At 50.4% G+C, this 13,584-nt stretch carries 13 protein-coding genes; 5 read left to right on the top strand and 8 right to left on the bottom strand.

The features are described 5' to 3' along the window. Positions 1–133 precede the first annotated feature (133 nt). From recG to mutY, 6 genes are all read right to left on the bottom strand, one after another. Positions 134–2,230 carry an ATP-dependent DNA helicase RecG gene (recG, locus tag B051_RS0119470; protein WP_018479909.1) on the bottom strand — a complete coding sequence of 699 codons (2,097 nt, stop codon included), beginning with the start codon at positions 2,228–2,230 and terminating at the stop codon, positions 134–136. 133 nt (positions 2,231–2,363) lie between these two features. Then, a complete protein-coding gene (locus B051_RS0119465; RefSeq protein WP_018479908.1) occupies positions 2,364–2,771 on the bottom strand; it encodes a hypothetical protein in 408 nt (135 codons plus the stop codon). Between the two features lie 102 nt (positions 2,772–2,873). Continuing rightward, the gene (gene gldD / locus B051_RS0119460) at positions 2,874–3,428 is read right to left on the bottom strand and encodes a gliding motility lipoprotein GldD (protein ID WP_018479907.1); all 555 of its coding nucleotides are present in this window, start codon (positions 3,426–3,428) and stop codon (positions 2,874–2,876) included. Between the two features lie 25 nt (positions 3,429–3,453). Further along, the gene (gldE, locus tag B051_RS0119455) at positions 3,454–4,785 is read right to left on the bottom strand and encodes a gliding motility-associated protein GldE (RefSeq protein ID WP_018479906.1); all 1,332 of its coding nucleotides are present in this window, start codon (positions 4,783–4,785) and stop codon (positions 3,454–3,456) included. A 65-nt stretch (positions 4,786–4,850) separates the two neighbouring features. Beyond that, the gene (locus B051_RS0119450) at positions 4,851–5,327 is read right to left on the bottom strand and encodes a single-stranded DNA-binding protein (protein ID WP_018479905.1); all 477 of its coding nucleotides are present in this window, start codon (positions 5,325–5,327) and stop codon (positions 4,851–4,853) included. A 110-nt stretch (positions 5,328–5,437) separates the two neighbouring features. Beyond that, a complete protein-coding gene (gene mutY / locus B051_RS0119445; RefSeq protein WP_018479904.1) occupies positions 5,438–6,529 on the bottom strand; it encodes an A/G-specific adenine glycosylase in 1,092 nt (363 codons plus the stop codon). Positions 6,530–6,882: 353 nt separating this feature from the next. On the opposite strand from mutY, the gene B051_RS0119440 reads away from it, so the two are divergent. The 3 genes from B051_RS0119440 (at position 6,883) to B051_RS0119430 (ending at position 9,941) form a co-directional block, all read left to right on the top strand. Continuing rightward, entirely contained in the window at positions 6,883–7,188 is a 306-nt protein-coding gene (locus tag B051_RS0119440) for an HU family DNA-binding protein (protein ID WP_018479903.1), read from the top strand. Between the two features lie 67 nt (positions 7,189–7,255). After that, positions 7,256–8,131, top strand: a complete 876-nt coding sequence (locus B051_RS0119435) for a tetratricopeptide repeat protein (protein ID WP_026236545.1) — start codon at positions 7,256–7,258, stop codon at positions 8,129–8,131. Between the two features lie 208 nt (positions 8,132–8,339). After that, positions 8,340–9,941 (top strand): Rne/Rng family ribonuclease, encoded by a 1,602-nt coding sequence (locus B051_RS0119430; protein WP_018479901.1) that lies wholly within the window; start codon positions 8,340–8,342, stop codon positions 9,939–9,941. 69 nt (positions 9,942–10,010) lie between these two features. Here B051_RS0119430 and B051_RS0119425 read toward each other — a convergent pair whose 3' ends face one another. Further along, positions 10,011–10,688, bottom strand: coding sequence for a porin family protein (locus B051_RS0119425; protein WP_018479900.1), 678 nt, complete (start codon positions 10,686–10,688; stop codon positions 10,011–10,013). A 69-nt stretch (positions 10,689–10,757) separates the two neighbouring features. Here B051_RS0119425 and gldB point away from each other — a divergent pair, with 69 nt between their 5' ends. Together gldB and B051_RS0119415 are read left to right on the top strand one after the other, a co-directional pair. Beyond that, a complete protein-coding gene (gene gldB, locus B051_RS0119420) occupies positions 10,758–11,750 on the top strand; it encodes a gliding motility lipoprotein GldB (protein WP_071594925.1) in 993 nt (330 codons plus the stop codon). A 36-nt stretch (positions 11,751–11,786) separates the two neighbouring features. Beyond that, positions 11,787–12,998 (top strand): glycosyltransferase family 4 protein, encoded by a 1,212-nt coding sequence (locus B051_RS0119415; RefSeq protein ID WP_018479898.1) that lies wholly within the window; start codon positions 11,787–11,789, stop codon positions 12,996–12,998. Positions 12,999–13,033: 35 nt separating this feature from the next. On the opposite strand, the gene B051_RS0119410 is transcribed toward B051_RS0119415, so the two are convergent. Continuing rightward, on the bottom strand, positions 13,034–13,450 hold the full coding sequence (locus tag B051_RS0119410; protein WP_018479897.1) for a hypothetical protein: 417 nt from the start codon (positions 13,448–13,450) through the stop codon (positions 13,034–13,036). Between the last annotated feature and the right edge of the window lie 134 nt (positions 13,451–13,584).

Genomic DNA, 13,584 nt, shown 5'->3' with positions numbered 1-13,584 from the left:
TTTATAGGTATAGAAGCTTATAAAGTTCAGGCAAGCTGCCCTACTTTGCAAGCACAGCCTCTGAAATAATTGCACATTGTTTCGCGTGGAACCTCAGGCAGTTAGGTATGGGAGGAGCAGAAACAGGGAAGATTTAGCTGATGCGGCTCCAGTTGATGGTGTTTACGCTGAGTGACTTGATGTGGCGGAGAATGTTCTGGTTCTGCGGCTGCTCCAGTTGTTCATCTTCCTGCAGTATCCGCTGCGCCGCGGCTCGTGCCTCCTGCAAAATAGGCGCATCCTTGGCCAAGTCCGCGATGAGCAAATCCAACACACCACTTTGCTGCGTGCCCATCAAATCGCCCGGACCGCGCAGTTTTAGGTCAATGTCGGCTATCTCGAAGCCGTTGTTGGTGCGCACCATGGTCTCCAGCCGCGTCTTGCTGTCTTTGCTTAGTTTATATCCGGTCATGAGTATACAGTAGCTCTGTTCCGCCCCACGGCCTACGCGCCCGCGCAACTGGTGCAGCTGCGACAGCCCGAAGCGCTCGGCACTCTCGATAATCATCACGGAGGCATTCGGCACGTTCACACCTACTTCAATCACGGTGGTGGCCACCATTAGCTGCGTTTCATTGCGCACGAAACGCTGCATCTCATAATCTTTGTCCTGCGCTTTCAGCTTGCCGTGCACCATACTGACCTGGTACTCCGGGAAAGCGCGCCGTATGCTCTCATAGCCGTCCATCAGGTCCTTGTAGTCCATCCCTTCCGATTCCTCGATGAGCGGATACACGATGTATACCTGGCGGCCCAGCTTGATTTGGTCGCGCACGAACTGGAACACGCGCAGGCGGTGGCTGTCGAAGCGGTGCACCGTCACAATCTCCTTTCGTCCTGCTGGCATCTCGTCTATCACCGACACGTCCAGGTCGCCATAGAGCGTCATGGCCAGAGTACGGGGGATAGGCGTGGCCGTCATCACGAGCACGTGCGGGATGATGCATGGGTTCTTGCGCCACAGCTTAGAGCGCTGTTCCACGCCGAACCGGTGCTGCTCGTCCACGATACAAAGACCCAAGTTATGGAACTGCACCACATCCTCCAGCAAGGCATGCGTGCCCACAATCATCTTCATCTCGCCGGAACGCAGCTGCTCGTGCAACACTTTCCGGTCTTTGGTTTTGGTAGAGCCGGTGAGCTTGCCTATGTTGATGCCGAGCCGGTCTGCGAATTCCTTGAGGCCAGTATAGTGCTGGTCCGCCAATATTTCAGTTGGGGCCATCAGCACCGACTGCGCCCCGTTGTCTGCGGCGATAAGCATGGTGATGAAGGCTACGATGGTCTTTCCCGAGCCCACATCGCCCTGCAGTAGGCGGTTCATCTGCTTGCCGGCCGTCAAATCTTTGTGTATCTCCTTGATGACCCGCTTCTGCGCATTGGTCAGGTCGAAGGTCATGTGGTTTTTGTAGAACTCGGTTACAGTAGGCACCTGCTTGAACACCTGCCCCGCCAAATCGGCGCGTCGAACGGTCTTCTGGCGCAGCAGCCGCAGCTGTATGTAAAATAGCTCTTCGAACTTAAGACGGAACTTGGCCGCGTTGTACTTCTCAACCGATTGCGGAAAGTGGATGTTGATGAGTGCATCTCGCTTGCTCATGAGGCGGTAGTGGTCGATAAGCTCCGGCGACAGCGTTTCCTGGATGTTCGGTACAGCCACTTTGAGCAGCAACTCCATCATGCGGGCAATCACTTTGCTCTCGATGCGGTGGGCTTTGAGTTTTTCGGTGGTATGGTACACCGGCTGCAGGAAGGCAGTTGTCTGCTTCTCCTCGGCCAGCTCCTCCAGCTCCGGGTGCGCCATGCTGAACTTCCCGTTGAACGCCGTCGGCTTGCCGAACACGATGTAGTCGGTGTGGTTCTTGAGGGACTTCTGCATCCATTTAACGCCCTTGAACCAGACCAGGTCCATCTCACTGCCGTCTTCATCCACTAAAGTAGCGGCCAGGCGCTGCTTCCGGCCTTCGCCCAGCACCTCTTTGCCCTTCACACGCCCCTGCACCTGCACATACGGCATGCTCTCGTCCAATTCTGCTATTTTGTAGAACTGTGTCCGGTCGAGGTAGCGGAAAGGGTAGTGCTGAATCAGGTCGCCGTAGGTATAGATGTTGAGCTCCTTCTGCAGCAGCTCGGCACGCTGCGGACCCACGCCTTTCAGGAATTCAATCTTGGTATGGAAGAAGTTGCTCAATGGTTCTGGGTGAAATTAGCAGGTATACATTACAAAAATAAGCAAAAGCCCCGACAGGTATAAGTGCTGCCGGGGCTTTCTGGTTTGTGTGTGCTGCTTTATTGGTAAAAACCTTAATGCCGGCGAGGTATACTTAAACAAGGTGCCGGCCTATGGCCGCGTTTTTAGCTATTACAAATAGGAAAGGAGATAAAATTGATAACAAAACATACAACCATCCTGCAGTTCTAGCTGCCTTTGTATTTGCCCAAGGCTTGTCCTTATAATGGTGGTATACCTTCATCGGCTTGTCGCCCTTTATATAAATAAGGTAGATAATGACGAAGTTAGCTATCATTATTAATGGTAAGTCAGAATTGGAAAATCCGGCACCATAGGCGTAAGGGTCTTTAATTGCGCGTATGATTGTATATAGGAAAAGTTCTTGAGCAGACAGTACAATAGTTAAAGCTGATAATGCACCATAGTGTGGATTAACTACATCATTTCGATAATAGTTAGAAAGCAGGTAATAGGGTAAATGAAAGAAGTGTAAAATCATCAGAATTTACAGGCAAAGGAGGATACTTTGACATTGCCATACGCTTGTAGAATCTGCGTCCGCTGCAAAAATCTTCTAGCAATCAATATCAATTATCCGCAATTACTTTCTATCCTTAAACTCCAGCGTGTTCAGCAGGTGGATGATATCCTTCTTAACATACTCTATCACCGGGGCCAGCGAATCATTCTGTGTAGCTGTTCTAAAGTAGAGGGCGCCGCGGAAGAAGTGTGTGGTAGTATCCGTCACATAGAACTGGAATTGGCTGGGCACTTCACCGGTCAGCTCGAACACAGAGGCCACGTCGCCTTGTGGCGTTTTAATCTCGGACTCCTCTATACCATAGGCCTTCACCTGGTGTTTGGCAGTGAGCTTGCGCGCATCTTCCACCAGGTTATCAAAGGCTTTTGGGTCGTTATTGATGGCCTTGTAGGTCAGCTGCACATTGGCTCCCAAGCTCGGATAGATGATGTTTATCCAGTGCGGCTGCGCAATCATCGACGAATCTGGACGGATTTTGGCGTGCCGCGAATATTCAAAGGTATAAGGATGCGCCTCCTGAAGCTGCTGGTAAGCTGCCTGTGGTAGGTCGATGCGGTTGTATCCTTTCGGCTTTGGGGTGTATTCGGCGCCGCAGCCAACGATGGCCGCAGCCATACCTGCCCACAGCAGAAGCTGAAGTCTAACTGACTTTATGGTAGTTCTCTTTTTTGCTTGTGACATTAATCTTCACTCGTTTTATGCGCTTCGTGTCCGCCGACTCAATCGTAAAATGGTAGCGGCCGTACGTGGTATCCTCACCCACAGTAGGTATCCGGCCAAACAAGGCCAGCATCAATCCAGCAACCGTTTCGTGCTCATTCTTTACCCCGTTAAAGGCATCAAACGGAATCTCGGTTATCTTGCAAAAGTCATGCAAAGATGTTTTGCCGTCAAATATAAAGGTATTTTCATCGAGTTGGGAGTAAATGATTTCCTCCTCATCGTCATATTCGTCGTTAATCTCGCCAACTACCTCTTCCACCACATCCTCCATCGTCAGCAGTCCGGTGGTGGTGCCATACTCGTTCACCACGATGGCCATGTGCACGTGCTTTTCTTTGAAATCCTGTAGCAAGTCAGAGATGTGCTTCGTCTCGGGCACGAAGAAAGGCAGCCGGATGAGGCGCTGCCAGTTAAAATCAGCGCCTTTCCCAAGGTGTGGCAGCAGGTCTTTTACATACAGTATACCATCAATTTGGTCGGTACTATGTCTGTAGACAGGCACGCGGGAATAACCCCATTGGGTAATTTGTGGCAGCAACTCCGGCAGCGTGGCGCCTCTGGGGAAGGCGACGATATCCATACGGGGGCGCATAATCTGTTTCACGGTGATAGAGCCGAAGTTCACGATACCCCGCAGAATCTTCCGCTCCTCAGGTGAGGTTTCCTCGTTCGATAGGGCCACGTCCAAGCTGTGGTGCAACTCTTCCAAGCTCTTGCTGTAGGAGCGGGTCCGGTAACGCCGGTCTATGAAACTGCTGATTCTGGTCAGCAGCCAAGCTACCGGGCTCAGCATGGGGCGCAGACTCTCCAATATGGGAGCCATGCGCTGCGCTATAGTATAGCCATACTTGCGGGCGTATACCTTCGGCAGCACTCCTCCAAAAAAGACAATGAGAAAGGTGACCAGCAGCAGGCTGACTACCATAACAGGCGCCGCCATAGACGTAGTGCCAAAAATCTTCCAAGCGATGTAAGCGCTGAGCGTGATGATGCTGACGTTAAGGGCGTTGTTGATTATCAGGAGGGAGGCCAGCAATTGACGTGGGCTCTGCAGCAGGTGGTATACCAATTGCTGCGACTTGTGGGTGCTTCTTCTGCTCTTCTCCAGGTCCTGGTCTGTGAGCGAGAAGAAAGCCGCCTCTGCCCCCGAGGTGAGGGCAGAGAGCAGCAGTAAGATAAAGCAGGCAGCGGTTGCCGCTATATATTCAATTTTGAGTAAGGCTGATGCACTTTGTAATAATTGCAGCAAGCTATAACTCAAGGGGTCTCCGGAATCGATACTGTCCAAAATTAACTTTTTAAGTTAAACAAGATTTAGAACGGTAAGTCGTCTGGCTCATCGTTCTGGAAGGCAGAGGCATTGCCCTTGCCTGCTGTGGCGGCACTTGCCTGGCCAGAGGACTGCGTAGAAGCACTGGCTTGGAAGCCTCCTCCTGAGCTGCTGTTGCCACCGCCACCTTCTCGGCCACTCAGCATCGTCATGTTATCAGCCACTATCTCGGTGCTGTAACGCTGGTTGCCTTCCTTGTCCTGGTAGCTGCTGGTGCGGATTTTGCCTTCAATGAAAACAGACTGGCCTTTCTTGAGGAACTTCTCAGCTACCTCAGCCAAGCCGCGCCACAGCACGATGTTGTGCCATTCGGTGCGCTCCTGGCGCTCGCCATTCTTGTCCTTGAAGGTTTCGGAAGTGGCGATAGGGAACCGCGCTACGGCTACACCACCTTCCAGGTGACGTACTTCTGGGTCTTTGCCCAGGTTTCCGATAAGGATTACTTTGTTTACACTTGCCATGTCTTTTTTTGTTAAATAGTAAGTTGAATTGGGCTACTCCGACAACCTAGCCGGAGGCAAATATGGCGTACTGAAACCTAAAATGCTTTTGCAGTTAAATAAGTTTCAGTCTATAAATTTAGTAAAATATTCTCATCTTTCAAATAGCTGCTGATAAGAACTGGCTTCGGAAGTGCATCTATTTTTACGGTATCAAAAAGGGCCAGTCTTGTCTCTTGCAACACCTCCTCCCTTAAACGTGTTTGCAACCGAATCAGGTAGAATCTGGCCGTGATTTTCTGGTGGCTGAGGATGTGCTTATAGTCCTTTCTAGATAGCTGTACCTGCTGTTCCTGCACATCTATACTTGCCCCCTGTAGCTCCTGCAGCAAACTGGCCGAATCCAGCATTTTAGAATCGCTCTCAAACAGGTAGAAGTCATACAATCCTTCCCAGATGTCGCCGCTCAGGCGTTTCCGCAAGTAATACTGCCCCTCCAGTTCAAACACTATGTAATGAAAGAAGCGTGGGCGGGCGGCTTTGGCCTTTGATTTGACCGGAAGCTCCTGAACCAGCCCGTGCGTGAAAGCAAAACAGGACTGCTGCAGCGGGCAGAACAGACAATCCGGCATGAGGGGCGTGCACTGGATGGCGCCAAACTCCATAATGGCCTGATTAAAGGTATCCGGGGCATCGGCAGGTATAAGCTGGTTGGCTAGTTCCTGAAAGACCTTACGGGAAGCAGGAGCGGCGATGTCCTCAGAGATACCAAAGACGCGAGCCAATACCCGGAATACGTTCCCATCTAGCACCGCCACCTGCTCCCGGAAGGCAAAAGAGGCGATGGCGGCGGCCGTATAGCTGCCAATGCCACGCAACTTCAGCAGCTCCTCATACCTATCTGGAAATACCCCACCATATTCGTGCACAATCTGCTTCGCGGTGTGGTGCATGTTGCGGGCCCGGGAGTAGTAACCCAAGCCCTGCCAGAGGCGCAGCACCTCATCCTCGGGAGCGGCGGCTAATTGCTGCACAGTAGGGTAGGTGTCGGCGAATCGCTCGTAGTAAGGCAAGCCTTGTTTGACTCGGGTCTGCTGCAGTATCACTTCCGAAAGCCAAATCAGGTATGGGTCGGTGGTCTCACGCCAGGGGAGCGCCCGCTTGTGCCGCTGGTACCAGTCCATAATAGTCTGTGCGAAAAAGGAAGAAGGCAGGTTTTCCATGGTATGCGTTCCTGGCTGAGATGGAGAAATGGGAACAGCAAAGGTACGGCTTTGTTGCGGAATGCGGGAAGAAGGAAAAATCAGAATAATGCTATGTGCTTAAAATATAAGCTGATAGCGGGCGTTACGGAGGTGGCAGGCTGGCACGGGTATTGCTGTCGGCAGGTTGGCAAAACAGTGGAAGCGGAAGCGGCGCAATGGGGCTTTATATCTGTAATAATTTAGTGCTAAAGCTTTTACTTGTCGAAAAGTAGGTATACCTTTGTGCCCCGAAAAATACGGTAATGGCCTGCGAGCCAACTGTTACTAGCAGAGAAAGTTAACTTATTATCTAATTTATAAAATCTAAGAAAGTGACTAAAGCAGAAGTAATATCAGAGATTGCTGATAAAACAGGGATTGACAAGGCTGATGTTCAATCTACCATCGAGGCTTTTTTCAAAGTGGTAAAGGACTCCATGGCTGACGGTAACAACATCTATGTGAGAGGTTTTGGTAGCTTTGTGAATAAGAAGCGCGCTAAGAAAGTGGCTCGCAATATTTCGAAGAATACCTCCATCATCATTGATGAGCACTTCATCCCAAGCTTCAAGCCATCTAAAACGTTCATCCAGAAGATTAAGAACAGCAAAAAAATCAAAGAACTGGCTCATTCTTAATTCTTTTGTATCTTTGTCGCTCTTTGATTATCTAACTTAGTCACATACAAAAGCTTACGTAAAAAGAATGTCACGGAATCAAATACTGATACTTGTTGCGGCTGTCGCTTTGGCGGCTGCCATGTTCTTTTTGCCTAAAGTGGTGGTGACCAAAGAAGACCAAGATACGCTTGCCAACGGGGAAACCACCGCTCTGCCGGCTGGTCACTCCGAAGACGACGGCCATGACCATGGCGCCGCTCCTGCTGCAACAACAGATGCATCGGCAGACGGTGTGCATGCCACGGCTACGCCTGAGCAGATGTTAGAGCTGGCCACCGTGCGTGGACGTTACAACAAAGCCACTGACGCGCAGGCGAAGGCTTTGCTGGCTAACGAACTGGCCGCCGCTTATGCCAATGCCAGTAAGTTTGACAGTGCCGGTTACTACTACGAAATAGCTGCCACCGCCCGTCCAGGCGAGAAGAGCTATAGAAAAGCAGGTGACCAGTACTTCGAAGCCTTCACGTATGCGGCAACGCAGCAGCGGGCCAGCGAACTGGGAGGCAAGGCGCGCAAGATGTACGAGCAGGTACTCAAGAACAACCCAACGGATTTGGATGCCAAAACCAACGTGGCGATGACCTACATCGCAAGCGAGAACCCCATGCAAGGTATAACACTGCTGCGTGAGGTGATTTCGGCAGACCCAAAGAACCAGAAGGCCCTGTTCAACCTGGGAATCCTGTCAGTGCAGTCTGGTCAGTGGGACAAAGCCGTAGAGCGTTTTCAGGAACTGGTGGATGTGAACCCGGAACACGTGGAGGGAACATTCTACCTAGGGGTTTCTCTGGCAGAAGTTGGCAAAAAAGAAGAAGCGAAAAGGATTTTCAACAAGGTGAAAACCATGAGCAGCGACCCTGCCCTGAACACCTCGGTTGATGAATACCTGGCAAAACTGTAATTCAAAAAATATTCATTTAATAAAAACTTCAAGACTATGCCTTGCGGAAAGAAAAGAAAAAGACATAAAATCGCTACACACAAGAGAAAGAAGCGTCTAAGAAAGAACAGACATAAGAAGAAGTAATTTCTTCTGCGTCAATTGAGGCCCACATTGCTTCTGCAATTGTGGGCTTTGGTCTATACATCCAACTAATCTTTGAGAGAAATTGAGTAACGAGCTTATAATCAATTCTACTCAAGATGGAGAACGCATCGCCCTTTTACAGGACAAGAGACTGGTAGAGTTTCACCACGAGAAAAAAGACACGAATTACATCGTGGGTGATATTTTCCTGGGCACTGTAAAAAAGGTGATGCCTGGCCTTAACGCTGCTTTTATTGACATTGGATACCACAAGGATGCTTTTCTGCACTACCATGATTTAGGAGCCAATGTCCGGACGCTGAACAAGTTCGTAAAGACAGCACAGACACAGAAGAATGCTTCCCCGAAGCTAAACCAGTTAAAATTTGAGCCTGAAATAGACAAACTGGGCAAGATAGCGGACGTCCTCAAAAAAGGACAGCAGCTGTTGGTCCAGATTGTGAAAGAACCTATTTCGACAAAAGGGCCCCGTCTTTCCTGCGAGATATCGCTAGCCGGGCGATACCTGGTGCTCGTGCCGTTTTCAAACACGGTGAGCGTATCCAAGAAAATCGTAAGCAAGGAGGAGCGCACACGCCTGAAGCGTCTGATTACGTCCATCAAGCCGGAGAACTTCGGCGTGATTATACGTACGGTGGCTGAGGGACGTGAGGTGGCAGAGCTCGACAGAGACCTGCGCAACATGGTCGATAACTGGGAAGAGGGCTTCAAGTCGCTAAAGCTGGCAAAACCCAATGACAAGATTATTGGGGAGCTGGGCCGTTCTTCTTCCATCTTGAGAGATTTAATGAACGAAAGTTTTGACAACATAGTAGTGGACGACGAGTCCCTGTATGATGAAATCAAAACGTACATCGGCAGTATAGCTCCAGATAAACTTAGGATTCTGAAGCATTACACCGGTAAAACCAAAACCTTCGAACACTTCAACATTGAGCGACAGCTAAAGGCTGCTTTCGGCAAAACAGTGACCATACCAGGAGGCGGATACCTGGTGATCGAGCACACCGAAGCACTGCACGTCATCGATGTTAATAGTGGGAATAAATCCAATACCGAAACCGATCAGGAGGCCACCGCGCTAAATGTCAACATGATGGCTGCCAGAGAGGTAGCCCGACAGTTGCGCCTCCGGGATATAGGTGGTATCATTGTAATAGACTTCATTGATATGAAGTCGCCAGAAAACCGCCAGAAAGTATACGAGGTAGTAAAAGAGGAGCTGAAGAGCGACCGATCGAAGTCAACAGTTCTGCCTATCTCTAAATTTGGCCTGATGCAAATCACGCGACAGCGTGTGCGGCCTGAACAGAATATCGTGACCGGCGAAGTATGCCCGACCTGTAACGGCACCGGTAAGATTACAGCTAGCATTCTGATTACAGATGAAATTGACGTAGCGGTAGACGACCTGCTGACGAGCCACAACCACAAGAGCCTGACCTTGTATGTGCACCCCTTCCTGTACACCTACTATACCTCAGGTCTTTTCTCTAAACAGATGAAGTGGTTCTTCCACTACTTCAAGTGGGTGAAATTTGTAAAAGACACTTCGCTAGGCATCACTGACTTCAAGGTGATGGACGATCGGGGCGAAGAAATCGAACTGCGTACCGCCATGGCCGAGGCCAATGGGATGCAGGATAAAGAAGATGAAGCTTAGTCAGATAGCATGCAAACAAAAAAGCCGCCCCGGTATACCGGGGCGGCTTTTTTGTTTTGGCTGGTAGGCCTAGAACTTGACGCCTACATCAATGGAAACACCGTTGTTCTTCACGGCGATGTTTTTATCGTTGAGCACGTTTCTGTAGTGCTTGTCGATGTTGCTCAAACCACGATGGTAGGTGACACCCCCGAAAAGCTTGGTGCTTTGGCCCATTTGCATTTCTGCGCCGGTACCCAACACAGCGCTCGTCTCAAAAATGTTAAACCGTTTCGCCGTCCTTTCCCCGTTAAGAATCTTCTCATTGTTCACCTGAGCAGCGACTTTCGTACCAAGTGCTCCACCCACCTGGAAGTAAATAATCACATCAGGCGCCACTTCATTCGTGAAGAGCTTTAGGGTAAGAGGAATCTCCAGATACTGCACAGCCAGTTCGTCCTCAACAGTGCCTTCCACGGGGTTGCCGCCTGCATCCTGACCTGTGACTTTGTAGCTTATTTTGGCGCCTTTGCTACGGTACATTAATCCTGAGCTAAAAGCATAGTTGTTGGAGAAGAAGTAGTCGCCTATCACGCCTACACCCAGGCGCAGCGTGCTGTTGGACTTTTTAAAATCATACCTGTCTTCTGCGATGAACCTATTGCCCGAGATGGTTGGGGAGAATTGTACGCCAATCTCGAGTTGAGCCATGGCAGAGGAAGCGATGCAGAGAAATAGCACCAGCAGGGTAAGTTTCTTAAGTTGCATAAGTAAATTGAAGAAGTAAAGTTATACTGTTATGGCAGATCCCTGTATTTTTGTGTTAAATATACGGCAATGTATTACAGATTATTCTTACTCGCAACCATCGTGTTGCTTTTTAGCTGCAAGAAGAAAGGCTGCGAATTACCAGAGGAGATTGCGCGCATACCGGTGACGGTGGAAATAGAACGTCTGGAAAAACCTTTCTTTGCGGCTTCTACCAAAGAGGACATAGCCACTTTCCTGCAACAGAACCCGATGTTTGCCGACCGCTTCCTGCAACGCAAAGGATATCCTGCCGATTCTGTACTTATCAACAACCTGTATGGCCTGGCGACAAACCCAGAACTTAAGAAGCTGGCAGAAGAGGCAGAGCAGACCTTTGGGAACATGGAGCAGGAGAAACAGCAACTGGAAACAGCCTTCAAATCCATCAAATATCATTACCCTGAGTTCCAGGAGCCCCAGGTGAAGACGTTCGTCTCTGGTCTGAACCAAGACCTGCTGGTGTCCGACAGCCTAATGGTGTTGGGCCTGGACTTCTTCATCGGCAAGAATGCCAGCTTCCGCCCTGATACCTACGATTACATCCTGAAGCGCTATGAACGGCCTAACATGATTCCAGCCGCCATGCTGCTGCTGTCCGACCGGTTCAACAAAACCAACTTCACAGACAGAAGCCTGCTGGCCGAGATGATTAATACAGGCAAAGCTTATTACTTCGTGAAGGCTATGATGCCTTGTACCCCTGATTCTACCATCATTGGTTTTAGCGGGCAGCAGCTAGCCGATGTAAATCATAATGAAGGCCGCATATGGGGACACTTTGTGGAGCAGAGCCTGCTGTTCGAGAAGAGTCCTTTTGTAGTGAACAAATATATAGGAGAGCGTCCCAACACTCCCGAGATTGACCCTGCTTCGCCGGGAAGATTGGGGACTTGGGTTGGCTGGCAGATTGTTCGTAAGTATATGGAGCGCCACCCGAAGGTGACCTTGCCGGAGTTGATGGCAGACCCGGATTATCAGAAAATATTCAACGAATCAAAGTACAAGCCAGAGAAGCGGTAAGTTTCTTACCTGCTGGCCTCTCTATACCTGCGCTACATGCACATCGCCATTTTCAATCAGCATCACCACAACCCGGATTGCCCCTCTACCTGCAGGCACTATACCTTTTTGGAGTATCTGGCGAAGCGGCACAAGGTGAGTTTGGTGACCAGTAGCGCCTGGAAAGAGCTTCGCATCACGAATAACTACAGCTGGGTTCCAGAAGGGGTTGATTTGTACGAACAGGTGGTGCCTTATAGCAATAAGATGGGCGTGCGGCGCCGACTTGTGTCTTACGGAGGGTTTGCGGCATACAGCCTCACCAAAGGTCTGGCTATACCTAAGCCAGATGTCATCTGGGGTGTTTCAACGCCTTTGTCTACTCCCTGGATGGCGGCCCGCGTGGCAAAGCTGCGGGGCGTGCCGTGGGTGTTTGAGGTGCAGGACCTGTGGCCGAGCTTCCCCATCGAGATGGGCGCTGTGAAGCGGGAGTGGCTGCAGCGCCGCCTGTACCGCCTCGAGAAAAGCCTGTACCAGAGTGCCAACCACATCATCCCGCTGTCTCCGGACATGGAGCGCTATATCGTTGGTAAAGGTATAGCGCAGGAGAAAGTCACGACTATACTCAACGGCACGGATTTGGAACTAGCCGACGCGCCAACACCGGCGGAAGTAACGGCTTTGCGTCAGCGGTACAACCTGCAGGGCAAGCAGGTCGTGTTGTATGCCGGCACCTATGGTCGGGCCAACGACATACCTACCCTGATGCTGGCTGCGGAACAATTGGCAAGCCGAACAGACATTGCGATTGTGCTGACCGGCGGCGGCTATTATGAGCAGGAACTACATCAGCTAGCTTTGCGTCTCCCTAACCTATACCTGCTGCCGCCTCAGCCAAGGCCAGAGGTATTCAAATGGTTCAAGCTGGCAGACCTGTCCCTGATTACGTTCAATGACCTTCCGGTATTGGCCACTAACTCTCCTGCCAAACTCTACGATAGCCTGGCCTGTGGCACGCCTGTAGTGGTCACCAACCCTGGTTGGACAAAGGCGTTCGTAGAGAAGCATGGGTGTGGGTGGTACACACCCGCTGGCCAGTCCCAGGGCTTGGCAGAGACCATTAAGCGCCTGCTGTCTATGCCGGAAGAGCTGAGGCAGGCAGGCGCCAGAGGAGAGGATGTGGCAAGAGAGCAGTTTGACAGGCAAGTCCTCGCCCGTCAGATGGAGGAGATTCTGCTGAGGGTAGCGGGGGAAAACAAACGAGGGTAGGCTATCAAGCCTACCCTCGTTTGTTTTGGACAATGCTAATCTTGCAGGCTTTTGGCCAATTGGCTGAAATCTTCTTTCAGTGCCTTCTCATTGGCAGCAATGGTCCAGCACAAGACTTTGTAGAAATGGGTTTTCGTCTCCACAGCCGAAACCAACATGAAGAATTCTCCATCTTCGTCTTTCCAGGTTAATTCTGCCTGCGCCACCTGGTTGCCGTTCGCTTGTGTAGTGTTCACCTTGCCGAGCTTCCGTTTCTTGGCTTCTTTTCTATAGTCGTTGGTAAAATTAGAAAGGAAGTCCTCTGCACTGGTGAATTTCAGGCCTAACTGCTCCAGTTGCTCTTTTGAGTCTTCCAATACAATGGTATAAGCTTCTTTGTTTTTGCTGAAGTACTGCAGCGAGGCATCATCGTTCAATTCATAAGTCTTCACCATGTATTCCGGAATCTGCATGGTATAGGAATGGCCTCCTCTGCGCTCCGAAAATTTAGTTTGGGCTTGGACGCAAACAATGGTGCAGGCAAAAAGCACTGCGGTTACTAGTAATCGGAAGGGTTTAAGCATGGGCGGAAAGGTATAAGGGTATA

This window comes from Pontibacter roseus DSM 17521 (assembly GCF_000373265.1).
GTDB lineage: Bacteria > Bacteroidota > Bacteroidia > Cytophagales > Hymenobacteraceae > Pontibacter > Pontibacter roseus.
This window is presented reverse-complemented; position numbering and strand designations above follow the sequence as displayed.

Bases quoted from the DNA above. Each gene is read 5' to 3' on its own strand.
- B051_RS0119465 (WP_018479908.1), bottom strand. From the start codon at position 2,771: ATGATTTTACACTTCTTTCATTTACCCTATTACCTGCTTTCTAACTAT.
- gldD (WP_018479907.1), bottom strand. From the start codon at position 3,428: ATGGCTGCGGCCATCGTTGGCTGCGGCGCCGAATACACCCCAAAGCCG.
- B051_RS0119450 (WP_018479905.1), bottom strand. From the start codon at position 5,327: ATGGCAAGTGTAAACAAAGTAATCCTTATCGGAAACCTGGGCAAAGAC.
- mutY (WP_018479904.1), bottom strand. From the start codon at position 6,529: ATGGAAAACCTGCCTTCTTCCTTTTTCGCACAGACTATTATGGACTGG.
- B051_RS0119435 (WP_026236545.1), top strand. From the start codon at position 7,256: ATGTCACGGAATCAAATACTGATACTTGTTGCGGCTGTCGCTTTGGCG.
- B051_RS0119425 (WP_018479900.1), bottom strand. From the start codon at position 10,688: ATGCAACTTAAGAAACTTACCCTGCTGGTGCTATTTCTCTGCATCGCT.
- gldB (WP_071594925.1), top strand. From the start codon at position 10,758: ATGTATTACAGATTATTCTTACTCGCAACCATCGTGTTGCTTTTTAGC.
- B051_RS0119415 (WP_018479898.1), top strand. From the start codon at position 11,787: ATGCACATCGCCATTTTCAATCAGCATCACCACAACCCGGATTGCCCC.
- B051_RS0119410 (WP_018479897.1), bottom strand. From the start codon at position 13,450: ATGCAGATTCCGGAATACATGGTGAAGACTTATGAATTGAACGATGAT.